The organism is Streptosporangium sp. NPDC050855, assembly GCF_044456585.1.
GTDB classification, from domain to species: domain Bacteria; phylum Actinomycetota; class Actinomycetes; order Streptosporangiales; family Streptosporangiaceae; genus Streptosporangium; species Streptosporangium longisporum.
The window spans coordinates 85362-106304 of record NZ_JBITFY010000011.1 but is presented as its reverse complement, the minus strand read 5'-3'; the positions used below and the strand labels follow the sequence as shown (position 1 = coordinate 106304).

The 20943-nt window shown below is 70.8% G+C and carries 20 protein-coding genes; 10 read left to right on the top strand and 10 right to left on the bottom strand.

Going from position 1 to position 20943, the window contains the following annotated elements; all coding sequences use genetic code 11:
• Window positions 1-226 precede the first annotated feature (226 nt).
• Window positions 227-868 (bottom strand): IS3 family transposase, encoded by a 642-nt coding sequence (locus ACIBCT_RS22535; protein ID WP_399191833.1) that lies wholly within the window; start codon window positions 866-868, stop codon window positions 227-229.
• Between the two features lie 342 nt (window positions 869-1210).
• Between ACIBCT_RS22535 and ACIBCT_RS22530 the strand changes: the two genes are divergently transcribed.
• On the top strand, window positions 1211-1867 hold the full coding sequence (locus tag ACIBCT_RS22530) for an alpha-1,6-glucosidase domain-containing protein (RefSeq protein WP_399191466.1): 657 nt from the start codon (window positions 1211-1213) through the stop codon (window positions 1865-1867).
• Window positions 1868-2278: 411 nt separating this feature from the next.
• Here the strand turns inward: ACIBCT_RS22530 and ACIBCT_RS22525 are convergent, their stop codons facing one another.
• Both ACIBCT_RS22525 and ACIBCT_RS22520 read right to left on the bottom strand, forming a co-directional pair.
• A complete protein-coding gene (locus ACIBCT_RS22525) occupies window positions 2279-3058 on the bottom strand; it encodes an ABC transporter permease (protein ID WP_399191464.1) in 780 nt (259 codons plus the stop codon).
• Window positions 3055-3999, bottom strand: coding sequence for an ABC transporter ATP-binding protein (locus ACIBCT_RS22520; RefSeq protein ID WP_399191462.1), 945 nt, complete (start codon window positions 3997-3999; stop codon window positions 3055-3057). The genes ACIBCT_RS22525 and ACIBCT_RS22520 overlap by 4 nt, the downstream gene beginning before the upstream one ends.
• 110 nt (window positions 4000-4109) lie before the next feature.
• Between ACIBCT_RS22520 and ACIBCT_RS22515 the strand changes: the two genes are divergently transcribed.
• The 4 genes from ACIBCT_RS22515 to ACIBCT_RS22500 all read left to right on the top strand — a co-directional run bounded on the left by ACIBCT_RS22515 (window position 4110) and on the right by ACIBCT_RS22500 (window position 9182).
• Window positions 4110-5219: a sensor histidine kinase gene (locus tag ACIBCT_RS22515; protein WP_399191460.1), complete on the top strand. Its 1110-nt coding sequence runs from the start codon at window positions 4110-4112 to the stop codon at window positions 5217-5219.
• Window positions 5216-5866 (top strand): response regulator, encoded by a 651-nt coding sequence (locus ACIBCT_RS22510; protein WP_399191458.1) that lies wholly within the window; start codon window positions 5216-5218, stop codon window positions 5864-5866. The genes ACIBCT_RS22515 and ACIBCT_RS22510 overlap by 4 nt, the downstream gene beginning before the upstream one ends.
• 662 nt (window positions 5867-6528) lie before the next feature.
• Window positions 6529-7326: an RICIN domain-containing protein gene (locus ACIBCT_RS22505; protein WP_399191456.1), complete on the top strand. Its 798-nt coding sequence runs from the start codon at window positions 6529-6531 to the stop codon at window positions 7324-7326.
• 377 nt (window positions 7327-7703) lie between these two features.
• Window positions 7704-9182, top strand: coding sequence for a glycoside hydrolase family 76 protein (locus tag ACIBCT_RS22500; RefSeq protein ID WP_399191454.1), 1479 nt, complete (start codon window positions 7704-7706; stop codon window positions 9180-9182).
• A 42-nt stretch (window positions 9183-9224) separates the two neighbouring features.
• On the opposite strand, the gene ACIBCT_RS22495 is transcribed toward ACIBCT_RS22500, so the two are convergent.
• The 7 genes from ACIBCT_RS22495 to ACIBCT_RS22465 form a co-directional block, all read right to left on the bottom strand.
• Window positions 9225-10268 (bottom strand): LacI family DNA-binding transcriptional regulator, encoded by a 1044-nt coding sequence (locus ACIBCT_RS22495; RefSeq protein WP_399191452.1) that lies wholly within the window; start codon window positions 10266-10268, stop codon window positions 9225-9227.
• A gap of 117 nt (window positions 10269-10385) precedes the next feature.
• The gene (locus tag ACIBCT_RS22490) at window positions 10386-11459 is read right to left on the bottom strand and encodes an NAD(P)-dependent alcohol dehydrogenase (protein WP_399191448.1); all 1074 of its coding nucleotides are present in this window, start codon (window positions 11457-11459) and stop codon (window positions 10386-10388) included.
• Between the two features lie 322 nt (window positions 11460-11781).
• Complete coding sequence (locus tag ACIBCT_RS22485; RefSeq protein ID WP_399191446.1) at window positions 11782-12006, bottom strand: helix-turn-helix transcriptional regulator; 225 nt, start codon at window positions 12004-12006, stop codon at window positions 11782-11784.
• A gap of 2 nt (window positions 12007-12008) precedes the next feature.
• Window positions 12009-12428 (bottom strand): hypothetical protein, encoded by a 420-nt coding sequence (locus ACIBCT_RS22480; RefSeq protein ID WP_399191444.1) that lies wholly within the window; start codon window positions 12426-12428, stop codon window positions 12009-12011.
• 290 nt (window positions 12429-12718) lie between these two features.
• On the bottom strand, window positions 12719-13546 hold the full coding sequence (locus ACIBCT_RS22475) for an alpha/beta fold hydrolase (RefSeq protein WP_399191442.1): 828 nt from the start codon (window positions 13544-13546) through the stop codon (window positions 12719-12721).
• A gap of 19 nt (window positions 13547-13565) precedes the next feature.
• A complete protein-coding gene (locus ACIBCT_RS22470) occupies window positions 13566-14135 on the bottom strand; it encodes a DJ-1/PfpI family protein (RefSeq protein ID WP_399191440.1) in 570 nt (189 codons plus the stop codon).
• A gap of 92 nt (window positions 14136-14227) precedes the next feature.
• Window positions 14228-14971 (bottom strand): GntR family transcriptional regulator, encoded by a 744-nt coding sequence (locus ACIBCT_RS22465; protein WP_399191438.1) that lies wholly within the window; start codon window positions 14969-14971, stop codon window positions 14228-14230.
• Window positions 14972-15361: 390 nt separating this feature from the next.
• Between ACIBCT_RS22465 and ACIBCT_RS22460 the strand changes: the two genes are divergently transcribed.
• The 5 genes from ACIBCT_RS22460 to ACIBCT_RS22440 are packed head-to-tail and all read left to right on the top strand — an operon-like array spanning window position 15362 to window position 20790.
• Window positions 15362-16783: an extracellular solute-binding protein gene (locus tag ACIBCT_RS22460; RefSeq protein WP_399191436.1), complete on the top strand. Its 1422-nt coding sequence runs from the start codon at window positions 15362-15364 to the stop codon at window positions 16781-16783.
• Window positions 16780-17727, top strand: coding sequence for a carbohydrate ABC transporter permease (locus tag ACIBCT_RS22455; RefSeq protein ID WP_399191434.1), 948 nt, complete (start codon window positions 16780-16782; stop codon window positions 17725-17727). Before ACIBCT_RS22460 ends, ACIBCT_RS22455 begins: the two co-directional genes overlap by 4 nt.
• On the top strand, window positions 17727-18647 hold the full coding sequence (locus tag ACIBCT_RS22450; RefSeq protein ID WP_399191432.1) for a carbohydrate ABC transporter permease: 921 nt from the start codon (window positions 17727-17729) through the stop codon (window positions 18645-18647). Before ACIBCT_RS22455 ends, ACIBCT_RS22450 begins: the two co-directional genes overlap by 1 nt.
• Window positions 18647-19714 (top strand): ABC transporter ATP-binding protein, encoded by a 1068-nt coding sequence (locus ACIBCT_RS22445; protein ID WP_399191430.1) that lies wholly within the window; start codon window positions 18647-18649, stop codon window positions 19712-19714. Before ACIBCT_RS22450 ends, ACIBCT_RS22445 begins: the two co-directional genes overlap by 1 nt.
• Complete coding sequence (locus tag ACIBCT_RS22440; RefSeq protein ID WP_399191428.1) at window positions 19714-20790, top strand: ABC transporter ATP-binding protein; 1077 nt, start codon at window positions 19714-19716, stop codon at window positions 20788-20790. The genes ACIBCT_RS22445 and ACIBCT_RS22440 overlap by 1 nt, the downstream gene beginning before the upstream one ends.
• Window positions 20791-20943: the final 153 nt, after the last annotated feature.

Below are 20943 nucleotides of genomic sequence, written 5' to 3'. Positions count from 1 at the left end.
GGGCGGGGGGTTCGGGGTCTCTGGAGGGGGACACCGAGGAAAAGCTGAGGGAGCGCTCTCCCAACCCGAGATTGCTCTTGCTCGACAATCCTTGTCAAGAGGCTGTTTAACCTGGCGGAAACAGCCCGCACACCCCCGGCGAACATCGACGTGCTCCGGGGAACGCTCCCCGGTCCTCCTGTTGTACCGTGCCGGTGCCCTCTGAGCTGGTCGAACCGGCGGCTTTTCAGGAGAGCGTTTTCCGCGTCATATCCGGTCGGCCGTCGAGATGAGCCCGTTCCGTGGCGCTCCGTCGCCGACAGGAAAGGTGAACGCAACCGTCCTTTGACAGGGAGCGCTCTCTTCGTGATCGCCGATCCGGCGGCGTCCGGCACGCCGGCGTGGTCCCCTCAGGCACCGGCCGGCACCCTCGCCTCGAGCCCGAACCCCGCCCGGGCAGCGGGCCGACCTCTCCGCTCAGGCCCTCCGCTCCCGAACGTGGCCCCCGCCCGAAGTGGGTCTGCCCGGTGAACGGCTCTGTCTCGTATTCGGCTCTGGCCCGCTTTCGGCGGTGACCGAGCGTGGCATAGGCGATGAGGATGCGCTCAGGACGAATCAGCCGGTCAGGACGGTGTCGTGGCGTGGTCCGGCGAGCAGGTTCACGGGCGACCGCGTGGCCTCGCAGGCGTCCGTCGGTGATCGTGGTCTGCTGCCGGTGGCGCCGGGGACGGCCCTGCGACCCGGCCGCCTTCATCAGCCGCGCCACCCGGCGCCGACCACGACCGGCCCCTTCCCGATGCAAGACGGCATGGTTCCGCGGAACGCCATAGGTGCCGCGCGAGCGCCGATGAACCTCGGCGGTGCCGGCGGGCCCGGTGTCCTTGAGCAGGAACCCCGCCGAGCCCTCCTGATCATTCGCAGGGTGCGATCGTCACCACCTGGGCCAAGCAGTACAGGATCGACGGATTCCGGTTCGACCTGATGGGCCTGGACCCCAAGCAGACCATGCTCGACGTCCAGGCGGCCCTGGCCGGGCTCACCCCCCGGCGCGACGGCGTCGACGGAAAGAACGTCTACCTGTACGGCGAAGGCTGGAACTACGGGGTCGTCGCGAACAACGCCCGCTTCGTCCAGGCCACCCAGCCCAACATGGCCGGAACCGGCATCGGCACCTTCAACGACCGGCTCCGCGACGCCGTCCGCGGCGGCAAGCCCGACGACCCCCGCCCCCATGAGGGTCCGGGGACGTCTCCAGGCGCTGGCCCTGGCCACCACCGCCCTGCCCCAGGGGCCGGGCCTCGTCCAGGCCGGCTCCGACCTGTTGCGCTCCAAGTCCCTGGACGACAACTCCTACGACAGCGGTGACTGGTTCAACGCCGTCCACTGGGACTGCGCCGACGGCAACGGCTTCGGCCGCGGCCTGCCCCTGGCCGAGAGCAACCGGGACACCTGGCCCCTGGCCAGGCCCCTGCTGGCCGATCCGGCCCTGGTCCCGGGCTGCCGGACCATCGCCGACACCACCGACGCCTACCGGCGGTTCCTGGACATCAAACGCTCCAGCCCGCTGTTCTCCCTCACCACCCGCGCGGACGTCCAGAAAGGCCTCACCTTCCCCCTGTCGGGTACCGCGGGGGAGATCCCCGGCGTCATCACCCAGCACCTCGACGGCACCGGCCTCAGGGGCGCCGGCAGGTCCGTCACCGTCATCTGCAACGCCACCGAGCAGGCCCGCTCCCAGCCCCTCACCGGCCTGGCCGGCACCCGCCAGGGTCTCCACCCCGCCCAGAGGAACGGAACCGATCCCACCGTCAAACGATCCGCCTACGACCCCGCGACCGGAACCTTCGCCGTCCCGGCGCACACCGTGGCCGTCTTCGTCCAGAGATGACCTCCACGGGCGACCCCGGCGGCGCCGAGCCCCGACGCTCGGCGCCGCTCTGGCCCGCCGCCTCGGACGCCGGCTCGCGGTGATCGTCGAAGGCGGCTCCCCGGTCAGGGGCCGCGCCGTTCCTGACGTCCTTCCGCTTAGCCGGGGTCGGCGCAGAGCTGGGAGGTCAAGGTGGTGCGGGCCCACTCTTCCCACGTGTCCGGTGACCAGTCGCGGTCGCGGACTGAGCTTGCCCCGCTTTGGCGGACACCTTCGGTGTGGTGGTCAGGCCACGCAAGCGGCCACGCAAGCGGCCACGCAAGCGGCCTCGCAGGCGGCACTTCACCTCGCAGCCATCCTCAACCGGACGCGACGCTGAGCACGATGGGCCGACATCCTCAAGCCGGCGGGTCGATGAGGAGCCGGTTCCGTTCAAGGAGACAGAGCCTGGTCCCAGCGGAAGAACACGGCCGCGACGACGCCGCCGAACACGACGGCGGCGGCGAGTCCGATCAGGTTGGAGGCCTCGATGGGGGCGCCGATCCAGGCGGCCGACAGGGCCTGGCTCCCGGCGCCGAACGGCAGCCACCGTCCGATCGCCGTGATCGCCTCCGGGAGGCTGTCGAGCCCGCCGAACATGCCGCCGGTGGCGCCCAGGACGAAGAAGACGCTCAGGCCGATCGCCACGGAGGAGTTCGGGGTGGGCGACAGTGCGGCGACGATCAGGCCCACGGCGTACATGGCGGCCACCGTCAGCGCCAGCACGCCGAGCGCCGCGCCGACGCGCACCGGGGGATTGGCGTCGAACGCCAGCACGGCCAGGATCCAGGCGGCCGTGACGCCGACGGCGATCTGCAGCACGCCGGCGGCCGCCTGGGCGATGAGGACCAGCGCGGGCGAGACGGGCGTCACCCCGAGCCGCCGCAGGATGCCGCTGCGGCGGTAGTAGGCCAGGAAGCTCGGCATGTTGACGATGCCGGTCGTGGCCACGACCATCGTGAACACCAGCGGCAGCACGTGGACGTCGAACGCCGTGCGGCCGTGCGCGATCGTCTCCCGGCCGGCGGAGGAGGCGCTCATCACCAGGATGAGCATGGGCAGGCCGATCGGCACGATCAGCCCGGCGGTGTCGCGGGCGACCATCTTGAGCTCGCAGATCAGCAATGCGGCCCAGGCTCGCGGGCCGGGGCGGTGGACGGCGACGTCCGTCATCGGATCTTCTCCCCCTCGGTGTCGAGCCGGTGCCCGGTCAGGACGACGAAGGCGTCGTCCAGGCCGGCCTGTTCGCTGCGCGTCCCGGTCGCCACGACGCCGGCGCGCACGAGTGCGACGCTGACGGCCTGGATGAGGTCACCGCGGCCTTCGACGACGACGCGGTCGCCGTCGGCGCGTACCCGTTCGACCTCGTCGAGTCCTTCCAGCAGCCCGCTCGGCACGGGCGTGGCCGCGCGGAAGGTGACCTTCTGGGCGAACCCGGCCCTTCGCACGAGTCCGGAGGGTGAGTCGAGGGCGATGATCCGTCCCTCGTCGAGCAGCGCGACCCGGTCGCACAATCGTTCGATCTCCTCCATGGCGTGGCTGACGAGCAGGACGGTCACGCCGGACTCGCGCAGTCGTTCGAGGGTCGACCACATCTGGCGGCGCGCCTCGGGATCGAGCCCGGTGGTGAGCTCGTCGAGGATCACCACCCGGGGCCGCCCGACGAGGGCGAGCGCGATCGACAGCCGTTGCTGCTGGCCGCCGGAGAGGTTCTCGAAGCGGGTGCGGTGAGAAGCGGTCAGGCCGACCGACTCGATCAGCTCGCCGGTCGGCAGCGGGTCTCGGTAGAAGGTTCCGTACAGGCGGACCAACTCGGTGACCGTGAGCGCGGAGTGCAGGGCGGCCTCCTGCAGCTGGACCCCGAGGACCTGGCGCAGCCGGGCCCGGTCGCGCCGGGTGTCCAGGCCGAGCACGCGGACGGTGCCGCGGTCGGGCCGCCTGAGCCCGGCGACCAGCTCGACGGTGGTCGTCTTTCCGGCTCCGTTGCGTCCCAGAATGCCGAAGATCTCGCCGACGGCGACCGAGAAGCCGACGTCCTCGACGGCGACCTTGGAACGGTAGCGCTTGTGCAGACGGTCCGCCTCGACGGCGGGAGATGACGTTGTCGCATGCATGCCGTCGACGTTAGGAAGGGCGGACCCATGGCGCCTGTGCCGATGGTCAGTATCGGCACCCATGACTTTCGGCACCTCGGCGCGGATGCGAGCGTCAGTAGAGTATCGGTATGCGGCGAATCGAGCCGGACGTGTGGGCGGGGCTGGCGATACTGCTGGTGTGCCTCGCGGTGGGCGCCCCGATACTGCTCGGCGCGGCCGGGACACAGGTGCCCCGGCCGGTGTGGGGTGTGCTGTTCGTGGCGCTGCTGGCCGCCTCGCTGGTCGCGGCGGCCTGGGAGGATCGTCGGCCCAGGCGGGCGTGGGCCTGCTACGGCGCGGCCGTCGTGCTGGGGTGGCTGACGATCCTGGCGGCGCCCGGCGCCGGGTGGCTGCCGATCCTGCTGGTCTTCACCGCGGCCTTGAGCGCGTACGTCGCGCCGCCGTGGGCGGGCCCGGTGGTGGTCGTGCTCAACACCGTCGTCATCGCCGTGACCGTGGGCCTCACCGGCGCCACCTCCAGTCAGATCGGCCTCAGCGCGCTGCTGTACCTGCTGATCCAGGTCGCGACACTGCTGAGCTCGCTGGCGACCATCCGGGAGCAGCGGATGCGCCACGAGCTGGGCGAGGCGCATCTGGAGCTGCGGGCGGCGAGCGTCATCCTGGCCGACACCGCACGCGCCCACGAACGCCTGCGCATCGCCCGCGAACTGCACGACCTGATGGGACACCAGCTCACGGCGCTCACCCTGGAGCTGGAGGTCGCCCGGCACCGTGACGGCCCTGGCGCGCGCGTGCACATCGAGCGCGCCGACCGGGTGGCTCGGGACATGCTCCGCGACGTGCGCACGACCGTCGGGCAGCTGCGCGCCGACGCGCCCGACCTGCGCGAGTCCCTGGCCGCCGTGGTGCGCGACATCCCCGGCCTCGACGTCGGCGTGTGGATCGACGACGACGTACGCCCCACCGAGGAGGTGACCATGACGCTCATCCGCGTCGTCCAGGAGATCGTCACCAACACCATCCGGCACGCGAACGCGACCTCGCTGCGCATCCGGATCGAGAGCACCCCGGACCGGGCCGTGAAGCTCACCTCCGTCGACGACGGGCGTGGCAGCCCTCAGCTGCGGCCGGGCAACGGGCTGCGCGGCATGAGGGAGCGGATCGACGCGATCGGCGGCGACGTACGGCTCGACGGCAGTGACGGTTTCCGCGTCACGGCCAGGGTGCCCGCGCGGTGATCCGGGTGATCGTGGTCGACGACCAGACCCTGGTACGACAGGGCATCCGCGGTCTGCTCGACCTGACCGACGACATCGAGGTGGTGGGGGAGTCCGACGACGGCATGTCCGCGCTGGCGGCGATCGAGGAGCACGCCCCCGACGTCGTCCTGCTCGACCTGCGCATGCCCCGCCACGATGGGATCTGGGTGCTCAGGGCGTTGCAGGGGCGCGCGGACGGCTCGCCGCCGGTGCTCGTGCTGACCACGTTCGACAACGACACCCTGGTGCTGGACGCGATGCGGGCGGGGGCGTGCGGCTACCTGCTGAAGGACGTGACGCTCGAACGGCTGACCCGGGCCATCCGCGTACTGGCCGACGGAGGGACGCTGATCTCGCCGTCGATCACCGATCGGCTGCTGCGCGCGGTGCACCGCCGCCGGTCGGCGGACGACGACGGCCTGCCGGCGGTCCAGCAGCTCACCGAACGGGAGGTGGAGGTGCTGCGGCTCGTCGCGGAGGGTTACAGCAACCGCGAGATCGCCCAGGCTCTGTTCCTGGCCGAAGGCACGGTGAAGAACCACGTCTCGACCCTGCTGCTCAAACTCGGGGCGCGCGACCGGACCAACGCGGTGCTGCGCGCCCTGCACGCCAGCATCCTCGACTGATGGTCGGTGGGCGCCCGGTCTGATCCGGCGCTGACGGCATTCTGCCGCCGTTCCACCGCGGAGCGGCACGTCTCGACGCCGCGGGAGTCGGTGATCGAGATGGGCACAGCGCGGCGGCGGACACCGGGTCGGTGGGAGCCGGGATCGCCCCGAGGAGCAGTGACTCGACCCAGCCCGGCCCGACGAGGCAGTGCGCCGTCAGGGCGCGGTTCTCGCAGATCGGACGGCTCACGGGTTCACGACTTCTTGCAGCGATGGGCAAGGCCTTGCGTTCGAAGGCGGCCGGCCGACGCGGGCGACTGCGGCGGCCGCCCGGGACTTCTCGCGGTCCGAGCAGGGCAGGCGGGCGCGAGCGATCCGGTGGGAGGTGCCGGACGGGCTCGTGCCCGCAGCGGTCTGTCGTGATCCGGCCGACGACCGGCCGGTGACCGTACGGACCGCAATGAAATCGACGTGACGGTGTAACGTTCCAGCACGGCGTCGCCGCCACGGTTTCTTCGTCGTTTCCCCAGGTCGACGGGGCGGTCGGCTGTTCGAAGGACGGTCAAATCGCAGAATGTGACATCGTTGACGTATCGGTGAACATCATCTTTTATTACGGTTACCGCACCCCCCTATTCGGACTGATTCCCCCCCGGTCTGGTCCGATCTCCGGAGTCACCATGAAGGCTCGATGGCGATCGCTTCCAGCGATCCCCGTACTTCTGCTCCCAAGCCTCGCGCTCGCGGTCGGCATCGCCACTCCCGCGGCGGCCGCACCGGTGGCCGACCCTGCGGCCATGGTCGACCCGCTGCTCGGCACCTCTCACGAGGGCGACACCTTCCCCGGCGCCGACGCGCCGTTCGGCATGGTGCAGTGGAGTCCCGACACGCCGTCGCGGCCTCCGGGCGGCAACTACGTCTGCGGCGACGGCACCATCACCGGCTTCAGCCTGACCCATCTGTCCCGGTCGGGCTGCAACGCGATGGCCGACATCCCCATCATGCCGACCACCGGCGCGGTCAACGGCGCCGCGACGTCGAGCTTCTCCCACAGCGCGGAGTCGGCCGGTGCCGGCGCGTACACGGTGACGCTCGGCAACGGCGTCGAGACCGAGCTCACGACCACGACGCGCTCCGGCATGGCCCGCTTCACGTTCCCTTCGACGAACCGGGCCGACCTGCTGTTCAAACTGGGCTCCGGCGCCACGAGCACCACCGACCTGAACTTCACCGCGGTGAGCGGCACCGAGGTCCGGGGCTCGATCACGTCCGGGCACTTCTGCGCCTCCAGCCCGACGTGCACCCTCTACTTCAACATGGTCTTCGACCGGCCGTTCGCCTCCGGCGGCTCGTTCGTCAACCCGCAGTCCGGGCGGTGCCTCGACGTCACGAACGGCGCCGACACCGACGGCACCCGGCTGCAACTGCGGGACTGCAACGGCTCACCGGCCCAACGCTGGACGCTGCCGTCCGCGTGAACGGGTCGCGCCGACGACGACCGGCGCCGGCCCGTTCCGATGATCCGGTGGGCGGCTCTGGTGGCCCCCCGTACCAGAGCCGCCCACCGCCCACCCTCGATCGCTCCTCGCGAGCGTTCCGGCGGCGTCGAAAGGGAAATCGATGTTCCCGGCGCAGCCCAGGCTCACCGACGGCGCGAGCCGTTCCGGACCCGCCGCCGACTGCCGGGCCCGGAACGGCGTACACGAAGAGAACGGGAATTCGCGGCGCCCCTCACCTCGACGCCGGCGCCACGCCGGTCCGACCGTCCGCCCCCGATGAGAACGGGACTCGGCGCCTTCGGTGCACCGAGCCCCGGCACCACCTCACCACTTTCGTCACAGTGAATCGAGGAACCATGATGAAGTCCCTGCGCGGGCTGGCGGTCCTGGCCGCCGTGACCGTCGTGACGGCGGCCGCACCGGTCGTCACCGGCCCGGCCCGGGCCGTGACCGACACCGGTGCGCGAGCCGGTGCGCGTGCCGCCGCGACGATCTGCAACCGCCACTGCGACGGGCGCGATCCGGCGCTCTCCCCCTCCGACCGGCAACCGGTCTCCGGCACCCTGTACGGGCGGCGCTTCGCCGTGCACGTCAACGACACCGACTCGATGGCCTGGGCCACCGTCGACGGCGGCAGCGCCACGGACGAGGTGTGGCTGGACCGCTCGTTCGACGGCGGCCGCACCTGGGCCGACAGCCGCCTGGGCTTCACCGTCATCCCGGCCGGGGCCTCCGGCACGCGTACCGCCATGTTCAACGTCGACGACTGGGCCGGCCAGGGCGTCGGCGCCCTGCGCGCCTGCGGCAAGGCGGGCAACCGGCCCGAGATCACCTGCACGGCGTGGACGCGCAGCACCTGGAACGCCGGTGACCGGCGCACCGCGGCGGCCACCGCGCTGATGATGCGCTACGACCGCGCCACCGGCCTGTTCGACGGCAACGGGTGGTGGACCGGCGCCAACGCGCTCACCGCGCTCATCGAGAACATCCAGCGCAGCGGCATGGGCAGCTACCGCTACGCGATCGCGGGCACCTACGACAAGAACGTCAACGCCCACCAGGGGCAGTTCCGCAACGAGTACCTCGACGACACCGGCTGGTGGGGCCTGGCCTGGGTGGCCGCCTACGACGTCACCGGCGACGGCCGCTACCTCAACACCGCCCGCGCCGACGCCGACCACATGCACGCCTACTGGGACGGCCGCTGCGGCGGCGGGGTGTGGTGGAAGACCGACCGGGCCCAGAAGAACGCCATCGAGAACAGCCTCTACATTCAGCTCAACGCCGAGCTGTCCCAGCGCATCCCCGGCGACACCGTCTACCGCGGCCGGGCCCAGGCCGCCTGGAACTGGTTCCAGAACACCGGCATGGTCAACGGCTCGAACCTGGTCAACGACGGCATCGACCTGAGCACCTGCCGCAACAACGGGGACACCACCTGGACCTACAACCAGGGCGTGCTGATCAACGCGCTGGTGGAGCTCAACAGGCTCACCGGGGACGCGAACGCCCTGGCCACGGCCCGCCGGATCGGGGACGCGCTGACCACCAGTGGCTACCTCAGCCCCGGCGGCATCCTGCGCGAACCCAACGAGAGCGACACCTGCGGCGGTGACGGGGCGTCGTTCAAGGGCGCGGCGATCCGCGGCCTCGGCGCCCTGAACAGGGTCACCGGCGGCGCCTACGACGCCTACCTCAAGCGCAACGCCGACACCGCCCATGCCCGCAACCGCGACAGCCTCGACGGCTACGGCAGCCACTGGGCCGGCCCGCTCACGCCCACCAACCACAGCTGCCAGCACAGCGCGCTCGACCTGCTCAACGCCGCCCCCTGACGCCGCCCCAGGTCGCGACACGGGAGGCGGCGCCGCGGGCGATCAGCCGCCGATGCCGTGCGGCGGCGGACGCTCACTCGAGTCACGGATGAGCAGGCGGGTCGACAGCACCACGTGCCGAGCCGATTCGCAGGCGTCACCGAAGAGCTGGTCGAGCAGCAGCCGCGCCGCCCACCGCCCCATCTCCTCGGGGTCATGCGTGACCACGCTGACCCCGAGGAGGTCACCCAGGTCCAGCTCGTCGAAGCCGATCAACGCCGGTGGTGCCGCGTGCCCGCGCAGGGCACGCAGCGCGCCGGTGGTGATCCGGTTGTTCAGGGTGAACAGCGCGGTCGGTGCCGGGGTCCGGCCCAGCAGGTGCCTCACCGCCCGTTCGGCGGCGGCCACGTCGTGCGCGTCCTCCAGGAGGTGGTCGGCCCAGTCGGTGATTCCGGCCGCCTCCACCGCCTCGGTGAACCCGGCGATCCGGTCACGATGGGTGAACAACCGGGACAGGTCCCCGACCACGCCGATGCGCCGGTGCCCGGCCGCGACCAGATGTCTCGCCGCCTGCCGGGCGCCGGCACGGTTGTCGAGCAGCACCGCGTCGGCGGACAGCCCGGCCGGCGGGCGGTCGACGAAGACGAACGGGATGCCGTGTATCCGCTCACCGGCGAGGTGGTCGTGCCTGGCCATGGTCGAGGCGATCACCAGGGCTCGGACACGACGTTCCAGCAGTGTGTCGGTGAGCTGTCGTTCCCATTCGGGGTTCTCTTCGGTACTGGCGGTGATGAGCTGCAGGCCGTTCATCCGCAGCTCCCGCTCCAGCCCGCTGGCCAGCCGCGAGTAGAACGGGTTGGCCAGGTCGCCGCTGATCAGGCCGACGAGCGTGGAGGCCCTGGCGCCGCGACGGAGATCACGAGCGACCCCGTTGGGCCGGTAACCGAGCCGGTCTGCGGCCTCGTGCACCCGCCGGCGGGTCCTGGCCGCCACATATCCCTCACCGCTCAACGCCCTCGACGCCGTTTTCGCCGACACTCCCGACAACGCGGCCACCTGGGCCAAGCTGGGGCGGCCACCCCCTGAGGTCGGCAGATCAGCTGTCATACGACGGATTATGGCATCGCCGTCGGAACCCGTCGGCGGTCGTTCGCCGTGCGTCTCCCGCCCCCGGCTGAAGATCGGCCAGGTCGGCCTTCCGAGGCGATCAGGCGCGTAAAGCCCTCAGACGATGATGGCGATCTTGCCGGTGGGCCGGCCGGTTCTGAGGTAGTCGATGGCCTCGGGGGTCCGGGCGAGGGGGTAGGTGCGGTCGAGGACCGGGGTGACGGCGCCGGAGTCGATGAGGTCGGCCAGGGTACGCAGGTCGGCGGCGGGCTCGGTGGACATGAGGCCGGTCAGGCGCTGGCCGACGAAGGGTGACAGCAGCATCGCCCGGATCTGGCGGTCGGCGCCCTGGAGCACGCGTCCGCTTCCGGGCCCGCCGACGATGACGAGCGTGCCGCGGGGGGCGAGGGCGCGGCGTATCCGGTTCAGGGAGCGGTTGCCGGCCGTGTCGAGGATGAGGTCGTAGCGGTCGGTGCCGGCGGTGAAGTCCTCGCGGGTGCGGTCGATGACGTGGTCGGCGCCGAGGGAGCGGACCAGGTCGGTCTTGGTGGTACGGCACACGCCGGTGACGTTGGCGCCGTAGGCCTTGGCGAGCTGCACGGCGAAGCTGCCCACGCCGCCGCCTGCGCCGGTGACGAGGACCTTCTGCCCGGCGGTGAGCCCGCCGGCGTCGCGCAGCCCCTGGAGGGCGGCGCAGGCGGAGACGGGCACCGTGGCGGCCTGGGCAAAGGTGAGGGTGGCCGGTTTGGGGGCGAGCCTGTCCTGGTGGGCGCGGGCGTACTCGGCGTACGCGCCGTCGCAGGTGCCGTAGACCTCGTCGCCGGGACGGAACCGGGTGACGTCGGCACCGACGGCCGTGACGCGGCCGGCGACGTCCATGCCCGGAACGGGGTTCTTGGGACGGCGCAGCCCGAAACCGGCGGCGCGCACCAGGTAGGGCAGGCCGGTGACGACGTGCCACACCCCCTGGTCGACGCCCGCGGCCTCGACGCGGACGAGCACGTCGTCGGCGCCGATGCTCGGGACGGCCATGTCGCGCAGCCGGAGCCGCGCCGGTTCGCAGTAGGCGTCGCGGGCGATCGCGATCATCGTCGTCGTCATGGTCGTCTCGATCCTGGTCGGAGTGCTCGTGCGGGTGGTCGCCGGGACGGTGGCCGGGACGGTGGCCGGGGTGATCCTCGGGGTGGTCATGGGGAGGGGTCCTCTCGGGTGAGGTGGGGCCGTGCCCGGCTCTCGCGCCGGTGCACTGGGGCCGGGTCGGTCCGGGGGAGCAGAGGGTCACGGTGGCGCTCTCGCGGTCAGGGTCACGCGGCGGCGGCGGCGACGGCGACGGCGGCGGGACGGTCGCGCTGCGGTGCCTTGACGCCCTTCACGAGCAGCCGGAGGATCATCGACACCTCCGTGACGGTGGCCGGGGTGACGGCAGAGGGGCTCAGCCAGGTGGCATCGCCAACCCGATCACGGCGGTGACGAGGTCGGCGTGGGCCGCGACGTCCTTCGCGGTCGTGGGGGGTCAGTCCTCGGAGCCGGAGTACTGGAAGACGTCGTCGAGCGGCACGCCGAAGACGTGGGCTATCTGGAAGGCCATCTCCAGCGACGGCGAGTAGCGGCCCTGCTCGATGGCGATGACGGTCTGCCGGGTCACCCCGACACGGTCGGCCAGCTGCGCCTGCGTCATCTCGCCGTTCGCGAACCGCAGGGCCCGGATCGAGTTCGTGACCTTCGTGGGTTTGACCATGACTAGAAGCCCCGGCGGTACAAGACGATCTTCGTGATCGACGAGGCGAGCATGGCCAGGACGAACGCCAGGTACAGCGCGTTGGCGATCCAGAAGTGGGCGGCCTCCGCCATGGCCAGGGCGAGCGGGACCGTCGCGGCGATGCTCATGACGTAGAACCCGACGTACTCGCCCAGCCGGTGGATCTGCCGGTCGCGCTCGTCGGTCCGGCCGGCCTCCCTCGGCGAGACGACGGCGGCCGCGATGCCGGCGGCGATGCCCAGGCCGATCCCGGCGCCGATGGCGATGAGCATCGGCCGCACGTAGGCGATCCGCGCGACGTCCGCGCCCGGCACCTTCGACATGACGGTGACGAAGTAGACCGCGGCGACACCGGCGCCGACCACGAGGTAGATCCACGAACGTTTCTCTTCGGAGGACATGCCCTGCTCCCATGTAAAAAAACTTTGACATCGTCAATGTAAAGCAAAGCGGACATGACGTCAAAAGTTTTTTACCAGGGTGCTCCGGCCGCATGCCCCGGACAGGCTGAATCCGGCCGGCCGGACGGACGCCGCTGCCGCCTGCGGACGATCTTCGGCTCGAAGCCGGCGTCCCGGTCCCGCGGCACCGCGATCCCCGCCCCGTCCCGCGTCACCGCGGGCTCCTCCAGGTCCGTCGCTTCGGACGCCCGGATCACGGTGGTCGTCACCGGTGCCTTCTCGGTCAGGAGTCACCCCGTGGTTCGGCGGTCCCGGCCGAGGAAGCACGACAGGAGTCGCCTGAAGTCGTGCGGGTGCTCGAGCGCCGGCACGTGCCCGCACCGGCCGAGCACGTGCAGACGGACATCGGCCAGGTGTTCGAGCAGGGGCAGGGCCGCCGTCCCGAGCGGGGTGACCCGGTCCTCGGCGCCGTGGACGAGCAGCACGGGCGCGCGGATCCCTGCCAGCGTCTGCGCCGAGAGGGCGAGCTCGTCGGCCCAGCGTGCCCTGGGCGGGGGGAACAACGACGCGTATGCGGCGGCCCCCGCTCGCATCGCGGCCGCACGGGCGGCGACGGCCGACTCGGTCACGAGCGACTGGTCGAGGACGAGGCGGCTCAACATGTCCCGTGCCCCGAGCGGGCCGGCGGGGGCGGCCCAGACCGCGTCGAGCTCGGCGGACAGCGGCGCCCCGGGGGCGCCCATCGTCGAGACCGCCACGACACGGGTGACCTGCCGGGGACGCGCGGCCGCCAGCGCCAGCGCCACGGCACCGCCCATGGAGTGGCCCACCACGGCGTAGTGCCCGGCACCCAGAGCGTCCATCAGGCCCGCGGCCTGCTCCGTCCACAGCCGGAGCCCGCCCCTGGAGCCCGCCGGGACCGGTGTACGGCCGAACCCCGCCTGGTCGGGAGCCACCAGGTGCCAGGACGTGCCCAGCGCCTGTGCCGTCGTCGCCCAGGCGCCGGATCCGGTCGTACCGGGTCCGGAGCCGTGCAGCATCAGCACCGCGGGCCCGGTGCCGCTCTCCAGGACGTGGACGGGGGAGCCGTCGACGGTGACGGTCCGAAGTGCCGTCACCGGGACGGGTCCGGTGCGCTCATGACGATGCGGAGCCGACGGACTTCGAGAAGACCTCCATCATCGCCCTGCCGAACTGCGGCATGTCGGGCCAGCCCCGGCAGGAGACGAGGTTGCCGTCCACGACGTCGGGAGCGTCGACGACCGTCGCGCCCGCGTTCTCCATGTCACCGGTGATGGGGGGGAAGCACGCCGTCCTCCGCCCCTTCAGCAGCCCGTACACGGCCGGCACCTGCGCGCCGTGGCACACCAGCGCGATCGGGAGGTTGCGCGCGAAGAAGTGCTCGGTGATGCGCCTGACGTCGGCGTCGACCCGGATCCACTCGGGGGCACGCCCCCCGGGGATGATGAGGGCGTCATAGCGCTCGACGTCGACCTCGGCCCAGGGCACGTCGACCGGCAGCTTCCGGCCGTTCTTCTCCACGTAGGCGTCGGAGCCGGGGTCGAACTCGTGGATGACCAGCTGAACGTCACGCATCGTCCGTGACGAGACGTCGACGTCCCAGCCGCCCTCCTGCACGCGGTAGTAGGGATACATGGTGTCGAGCTCCTCGGCGGCGTCGCCGGTCAGGAGCAGCGCTCTGGGCACCTACGTCTCCTCGCATCTGGGGCGGGTGAGGTGGATCCGATCGGATCCGATCCGATCCGGTTGAGTCAGCATTCCCCGGCCCGGTCCTCCCGTCAAGCCTTTGCCGCCATTCCGTCCGCGCCCTCGGCCTGGTCGAACAGCCGCCGGAACCGCTCGCCGGACAGCAGGATGTGCCGGCGCATGGCGTAGGCGGCGGCGTCGGGGTCACGCCTGGCGATCGCGGCCAGGACCTCCTCGTGCTCGGCCATGGCCAGGTGGGTGACCTGGGTGTCGTGCAGAAGCCGGAACAGGTGCACGTGGGTGTGCAGGCGGGCGAGCGCCTCGCGGATCACCTGGTTCCCCGCGCTGAAGGCGACGAGATCGTGAAAGGCGGCGTCGCGCAGCCCGAAGGCTCCATAGGCCATGATCCCGTCGCCCCCCTCCAGCTCCGCCATCTCCTCCAGCATCCGCCGCAGACCGGCCACCTGCGCCGAGGAGGCGCGTTCGGCGGATCTGCGCGCCGCCGCCGGCTCCAGGAGCAGGCGGATCTCCAGCATGTCCTCGAATCGGTCACGGGTGATCTGGGGGGGAATGCGATAGCCGGCATGGGGCACGCGCACGACCAGGCCCTCGGCCTCCATGCGGTTCAGGGCGTCCCGGATCGGCGTCTGCGAGACCCCCAGCTCCCGCGCCAGGACGTCGATCGTGACGCGGGAGCCGGGCTCGATCCGTAGCGACATCAGCTGTCCGAGCAGCGTGTCGTACACCTCGTCGGCAAGCCGGCCGCGAGATCTTCCCGGCGGCGTCCCGTCCGTCGTGGCCCCACGGCGTCGCGCGATCATCGCTTCGTCGTCCATCGTGACGTGAGGTCCTTTCCTGCGCCTTCGGGAATGTGCCGGCATCGATCGCAATGCTGCAAGATATTGACGCTCCCACCCGGATCGTATAGGAAAGGTGGCGGATGACACCCATCCTTCACCCATCGCGGAACCGCCCGCCATCGCTCCGATTCGATCAGTCGGAGCTCTCGTGAGCATGCTCGACGTCCTCCTCGATCCGCCACCGGGCCGTACAAGGACCGAAGGACTTCTCGACTGCTTGAAGCCCCATTACATCGCGGCGTACTCGTGACGCCGGTCTGCGGGTCAGCCCCTGCGACCGCCGGCAACACGCCTGAACGACCCGGCAACCGCCCGGCGAAGCACGCGGCAAGGCCCAGAGGTCCCCCCAGAAAGCAGGACAAGAAGATGCGGTATCCGCGAACAGGACGACCGTCCGTCCCCCGCCGGAAGGTGCGGCTGGCGACGGCGGCCATGCTGGTGGCCACGACCATGGCGGCCTGTGGCCAGGACGACGGCGCGAAGGCCGGCGCCCCCAAGGCGCCGGCGGCCGTCCCGGAGCTCACCAAGGACCCGCTGACCCTCAGCTTCATCTGGTTCGACTGGCCCCCCGCCCACGCTCTGGAGGACTTCGCGAACGCGGAGTACACCAAGCTGCGGTCGAACGTGACCATCAAGGTCAACACCGTGCCGAACGCGAACTGGCACGACGCGATGTTCACCCAGTTCGCAGCGCACAAGACCGACTTCGACATCCCGATCCTGGACTCGCAGCACATCGGCGAGGCCGTGACGAACGGCAACATCCTCGACCTCACCGACTTCGTCAAGAAGAACATCGACGTCAAGGCCTACAACCCCTACCTCCTGGCGGCCTACGGCCAGTACCCCCAGGCGGAGACCGGCAAGCGCGACGAGAACGCCAGCCTGTACGGACTGCCGCTGCTCGGCGACACCTGGACGATGATCTACCGCAAGGACCTGATCGGCGACAAGCCACCGCAGACGTGGGACGAGATGATCTCGACCGCCGAGAAGTGCCAGGCCGACAACCCCGGCGTCAGCGGGCTGGCCTTCCACCAGGCCAACGGCTCCGACGCCGCGGCCGTGACCTACAACACGGTCAACGGCGTCTACGGCGGCAACCTCTGGAACCCCAAGACGCGCAAGATCGACGGCGTCATCAACGACACCGCGGGCCAGCAGGCGATGGACGTCCTGGTCAACAAGATGAAGCCGCTGACCGCCAAGGGTTCCGGCAACTGGTTCATCGACGAGGTGAACGCGGCGGTCGCCCAGGGCAAGGCGTGCATCGCGTTCAACTGGATCGCCGCGAGCGGCGGCCTGCTCGACCCCAAGCAGTCGACGCTCGGCACCACGCGGGACGAGATTCTCAAGAAGCTGGGGTTCGCCACCCTGCCGAGCCAGAAGACGAACCTGGTGCCCCTCGGCGGCATGGGGATGCACGTGTCGGCCTACTCGTCCGCGGAGAAGCAGGCGGAGGCCCTGAACTTCATGAAGTGGTTCGAGCAGGCCGACGTCCAGAAGAAGTGGGCCGCGGCCGGTGGCGTGCCGTCGCGCACGGACGCCCTGGAGTCGCCCGAGTTCCTCGACGCCGGGCCGTTCAACCAGGTGTACACCGACTCGGTCTCGCGGATGCGGGACATGTGGAACGTCCCCGAGTACGCGCGCATGGTCGACATCGAGAACACCAACGTGAACGCGGCCCTCAACGGCGCCAAGACGCCGAAGGAGGCGCTCGACGACATCGCCAAGGAGCAGCAGGCCGTGCTCGACTCCGGCAACCGCAAGGGCGGCGGCGGACTGTGAGTGACCCCGCCCCCCCGACGACCGGCCACCCCGGGCAGGTGGCGTCCGCGACGCCGCCCGCCCCGGGCCGGTCCCGCCTGAGCGACCGCCGGCTCACCGTGGCCTTCATCTCCCCGGCGCTGCTGCTGTTGCTCGCCATGTCGGTGTTCCCGTTGCTGTGGGCGTTGTACCTGTCCTTCACCGACTACTCGGCCACCCGCGGGGGGTCCGCCAATTTCGTCTGGTTCGAGAACTACACCGCCATCCTGACGTCGCCGCAGGTCCACCTGAGGGCCTTGACGACGTTGGTCTACGTGGTCGGCGCGGTCACCCTGCAGACCGTGCTCGGTTTCACCATCGCCTACCTGATCTCGCGGCGCACGCACGGGCGAGGACTGCTGACCACCCTGTTCCTGGTTCCGATGATGCTGTCGCAGGTCGTGGTCGGGCTGTTCTGGCGATTCATGCTCGACGCGCAGTTCGGCGTGATCAACAGCATGCTCGGCTCGCTCGGCCTGGGGCAGGTGGAGTGGCTCACCCGGCAGCGAACGGCGTTGATCTCCCTGATCGTGGTCGACACCTGGCAGTGGACGCCGTTCATCATGCTCATCGCCCTCGCGGGCCTCACCGCGGTCCCCAGGTACCTGTACGAGGCCGCCTCGATCGACCGGGCGTCCGAGTGGTTCCGGTTCCGCACCATCACCCTTCCGCTGGTGTGGCCGCTGCTCCTCATCGCCGTGCTGTTTCGGGCCATCGAGGCCTTCCGGCTGTTCGACCTCGTCTACATCCTCACCAGCGGAGGCCCGGGGGTCTCCACCGAGACGTTGTCGTTCCACGTCTACAAGGTCGCCTTCCTGGGCTTCAACACCGGAACCGCCTCCGCGTACGGGATCCTCATGGTCCTCGTCGTCATCGTCCTCACGCAGCTCTACCTGCGCTACCTGAACAAGCTCAAGGAGGACTGATGGCCCTCTCCGTCGACGAGGCCGTGTCCGAAGGTCCTGCCCGGGATCGCACGCCCCCCGCGCGCCGCCGCGGCGGCAGTGGCGGCCGTGGCCGCTCCGTGCTGGAGATCGCGCTGCTGGCCGTGCTGGCCGTCGTGATGCTCTTCCCGGTGCTGTGGATGATCGAGACGTCCATCAAGGAGAACCGCGACGTCTACGCCGTCCCGGCCAAGTTCTTCGACTTCACGGTCACCATGGACCACTTCAAGGACGTGTTCCTCGCCTCCGGCGGCGGCCGCTCGTCCCTGTCCGTGGCGTTCCTCAACTCCGTCGTGGTCGCCGGGGCCTCCACGGCGCTGGCCACCGTGCTGGGCGTCCCGGCGGCCTGGGCCTACTCGCGCTTCGCCGTGAAGGCCAAGAAGGACCAGCTGTTCTTCATCCTGTCCACCCGCTTCATGCCGCCCGTGGTGGTCGTGATCCCGATCTTCCTCATGTACCGCCAGGCCGGGCTCATCGACACCAAGCTCGGCCTGATCCTCATCTACACCGCGTTCAACGTCCCGTTCACCATCTGGATGATGAAGGGGTTCGTCGACGAGGTTCCCGCGGAGTACGAGGACGCCGCCATGCTCGACGGCTACACCCGCCTGCAGGCGTTCTGGAGGTTCACCCTCCCCCTGCTCCTGCCCGGCATCGCCGCGACGGCGGTCTTCGCACTCATCTTCTCCTGGAACGAGTTCGTGTTCGCCATCTTCCTCACCTCCAGCGACAGCGTGCGGACGGCCCCGCCCGCCATCGCCGGCCTCATCGGCGGAACCACCGTGGACTGGGGTCTCGTGGCCGCCGCCTCCGTGGTGTTCGCCCTGCCGGTGCTCGTCTTCGCCTACCTGGTGCGCAAGCACCTCGTCGCCGGCGTGACGCTCGGGGCGGTGCGACGCTGATGGCGGGCATCGAGGTGACCGCCCTGCACAAGCGCTACCCGGACGGGACGGTCGCGGTCGAACACGTGGACCTGTCCATCGGCGACGGCGAGCTGTTCGTGATGCTCGGCCCCTCGGGGTGCGGCAAGACGACCACGCTGCGGGCCATAGCCGGCCTGGAGAGGCAGACCACCGGCGACATCCGCATCGGCGAGACCCTGGTCAACGACCTGCCGCCCGCCGAGCGCGACATCGCCATGGTGTTCCAGTTCTACGCTCTCTACCCGCACCTGAGAACCCGCGACAACCTGGCGTTCCCGCTGCGGGCCGAAGGGCTGCCCAAGCAGGAGGTGCACGAGCGGGTCGACGAGGCCGCCCGGCTGATGCGGCTCGGCCCGCTCCTGGACCGGCGGCCGCACCGGCTGTCCGGCGGGGAGCAGCAGCGCGTCGCACTCGCCCGCGCCCTGGTGCGGCGACCACGCGCGTTCCTCATGGACGAACCCCTCACCAATCTGGACGCGGAGCTGAGGGCCGACATGCGCACGGAGATCAAGCACCTGCAGGGGGAGTTGGGGACGACGATGGTCTACGTCACCCACGACCAGGTCGAGGCGATGTCGCTCGGTCACAGGATCGCCATCCTCAACAAGGGCCGCGTCGAGCAGATCGGCACGCCGCTGGAGGTCTACGACCGTCCGGCGAGTCTCTTCTGCGCCGCGTTCATCGGCTCCCCGCCGATGAACCTGATCGAGGTGGAGGTGGCCGACGGGAAGCTGCGCGGCCAGAGCGGGCTGGCCCTCACCCCGCCGCCGAGCCTGCCGCGCGGCCGTTCCCTGGTCGCAGGCGTCCGGCCGGAGGCGCTGGAGGTCACGGAACCGGGAGCGGAACGTTCGGTCCCGGCCCGCGTGATCTCGGCCGAGTGGCTCGGCGACGAGATCATCTACGTGCTCGACCACGACGGCCGGCGCGACGTACGGGTCCGGATGCCACCGACCGTCCGATTCGCCGCCGACGCACCGGTCGGGCTGCGGCACACCGGCGGGCCCCCGCCGGTCTACGACGTGAGCACGGAAGAGCTGGTGGCCTGATGGGAACCGTGGCGGTGCACGACCTGTGCAAGTCCTTCGGTGAGGTCCAGGCCCTGGACGGGGTGACGCTGGACGTGCCGGACGGCTCGTTCTTCGTCGTGCTCGGGCCCTCCGGGGCGGGCAAGACGACGACCCTGCGAGCGATCGCCGGCCTGGAGAGGCTCGACGCCGGGTCGGTGCGTCTGGACGGCAGGGACGCGACCGGTGACACCCCGGCCGCACGCGACCTGGCCATGGTCTTCCAGAGCTACGCCCTCTACCCGCGGCACACCGTGTACGAGAACATCGCCTCACCGCTGCGGGCACGCCGCCGTTCCTCGGGCGAGATCGCCGCCGCCGTCGGGCAGATGTCGAACCTGCTGCACATCGAACGTCTGCTGCAGCGTCGTCCCGCGCAGTTGTCGGGCGGTGAGATGCAGCGTGTCGCCCTGGCCCGTGCGCTGGTCCGCCGCCCGCGCGCGTTCCTCATGGACGAGCCGCTGACGAACCTCGACCTCAAGCTCCGCGTCGAGATGCGCACCGAGCTCACCCGCATCCACCGCAGCCTCGGGGCGACCTTCGTCTACGTGACCAACGACCAGGTCGAGGCCCTGTCCATGGCCGACCAGGTCGCGGTCCTCAAGGAAGGAAAGGTGCAACAGGTCGGAACGCCGGCCGAGGTGTACGAGCGCCCGGCCAACCAGTGGGTCGCGGGCTTCGTCGGGAGCCCGCCGATCAGCCTGCTCGCCTGCCACGCCGAGGGGGACCGCCTGGTCGGGGCCGAAGGCTGGACGCTGCCGCGGCCCCGCTGGACCACCGCCGAGGACGGTCGTCCGCTGCTGCTGGGCCTGCGCGCGGAGGACCTGTCCGTCGAGCGGCGCGGGGACGCGTCGCTGCCGGGTGAGCTCTACGGCCTTGAGCCGCTCGGTGACCGGACGGTGGTCGACGTCCAGGTGGGGACGGAGATCCTCAAGGTCAAGGCACGGCCCACCGTCACCGGCACGCCGGGCGAGCGGCTGCTCGTCACGGTCGACCTGGACCGTGCGCACCTGTTCGACGCGGGCACCGGGCTGGCGCTGTCCGAGGCCGGGAGATAACCGCGCAGGGCGGCGACGTCACCGTGCGCCCGCACGCGGCGATCGAGCCTCGGCGGACCGTCACCGGCGAGCACGGCCTGACGACACCGAAGCGGCCATGGCCCGGGAAGGCGATCGGCGGCGCGGGGCGTCGTCCCGCGGCCGGGGCCGAGG

Coding starts and splice junctions, on each gene's coding strand:
- ACIBCT_RS22520 (WP_399191462.1), bottom strand. CDS start 3,999: ATGCATGCGACAACGTCATCTCCCGCCGTCGAGGCGGACCGTCTGCAC.
- ACIBCT_RS22525 (WP_399191464.1), bottom strand. CDS start 3,058: ATGACGGACGTCGCCGTCCACCGCCCCGGCCCGCGAGCCTGGGCCGCA.
- ACIBCT_RS22480 (WP_399191444.1), bottom strand. CDS start 12,428: ATGTCCTCCGAAGAGAAACGTTCGTGGATCTACCTCGTGGTCGGCGCC.
- ACIBCT_RS22505 (WP_399191456.1), top strand. CDS start 6,529: ATGAAGGCTCGATGGCGATCGCTTCCAGCGATCCCCGTACTTCTGCTC.
- ACIBCT_RS22495 (WP_399191452.1), bottom strand. CDS start 10,268: ATGACAGCTGATCTGCCGACCTCAGGGGGTGGCCGCCCCAGCTTGGCC.
- ACIBCT_RS22500 (WP_399191454.1), top strand. CDS start 7,704: ATGATGAAGTCCCTGCGCGGGCTGGCGGTCCTGGCCGCCGTGACCGTC.
- ACIBCT_RS22490 (WP_399191448.1), bottom strand. CDS start 11,459: ATGACCACCCCGAGGATCACCCCGGCCACCGTCCCGGCCACCGTCCCG.
- ACIBCT_RS22515 (WP_399191460.1), top strand. CDS start 4,110: ATGCGGCGAATCGAGCCGGACGTGTGGGCGGGGCTGGCGATACTGCTG.
- ACIBCT_RS22485 (WP_399191446.1), bottom strand. CDS start 12,006: ATGGTCAAACCCACGAAGGTCACGAACTCGATCCGGGCCCTGCGGTTC.
- ACIBCT_RS22440 (WP_399191428.1), top strand. CDS start 19,714: ATGGGAACCGTGGCGGTGCACGACCTGTGCAAGTCCTTCGGTGAGGTC.
- ACIBCT_RS22445 (WP_399191430.1), top strand. CDS start 18,647: ATGGCGGGCATCGAGGTGACCGCCCTGCACAAGCGCTACCCGGACGGG.
- ACIBCT_RS22530 (WP_399191466.1), top strand. CDS start 1,211: ATGAGGGTCCGGGGACGTCTCCAGGCGCTGGCCCTGGCCACCACCGCC.
- ACIBCT_RS22460 (WP_399191436.1), top strand. CDS start 15,362: ATGCGGTATCCGCGAACAGGACGACCGTCCGTCCCCCGCCGGAAGGTG.
- ACIBCT_RS22450 (WP_399191432.1), top strand. CDS start 17,727: ATGGCCCTCTCCGTCGACGAGGCCGTGTCCGAAGGTCCTGCCCGGGAT.
- ACIBCT_RS22465 (WP_399191438.1), bottom strand. CDS start 14,971: ATGGACGACGAAGCGATGATCGCGCGACGCCGTGGGGCCACGACGGAC.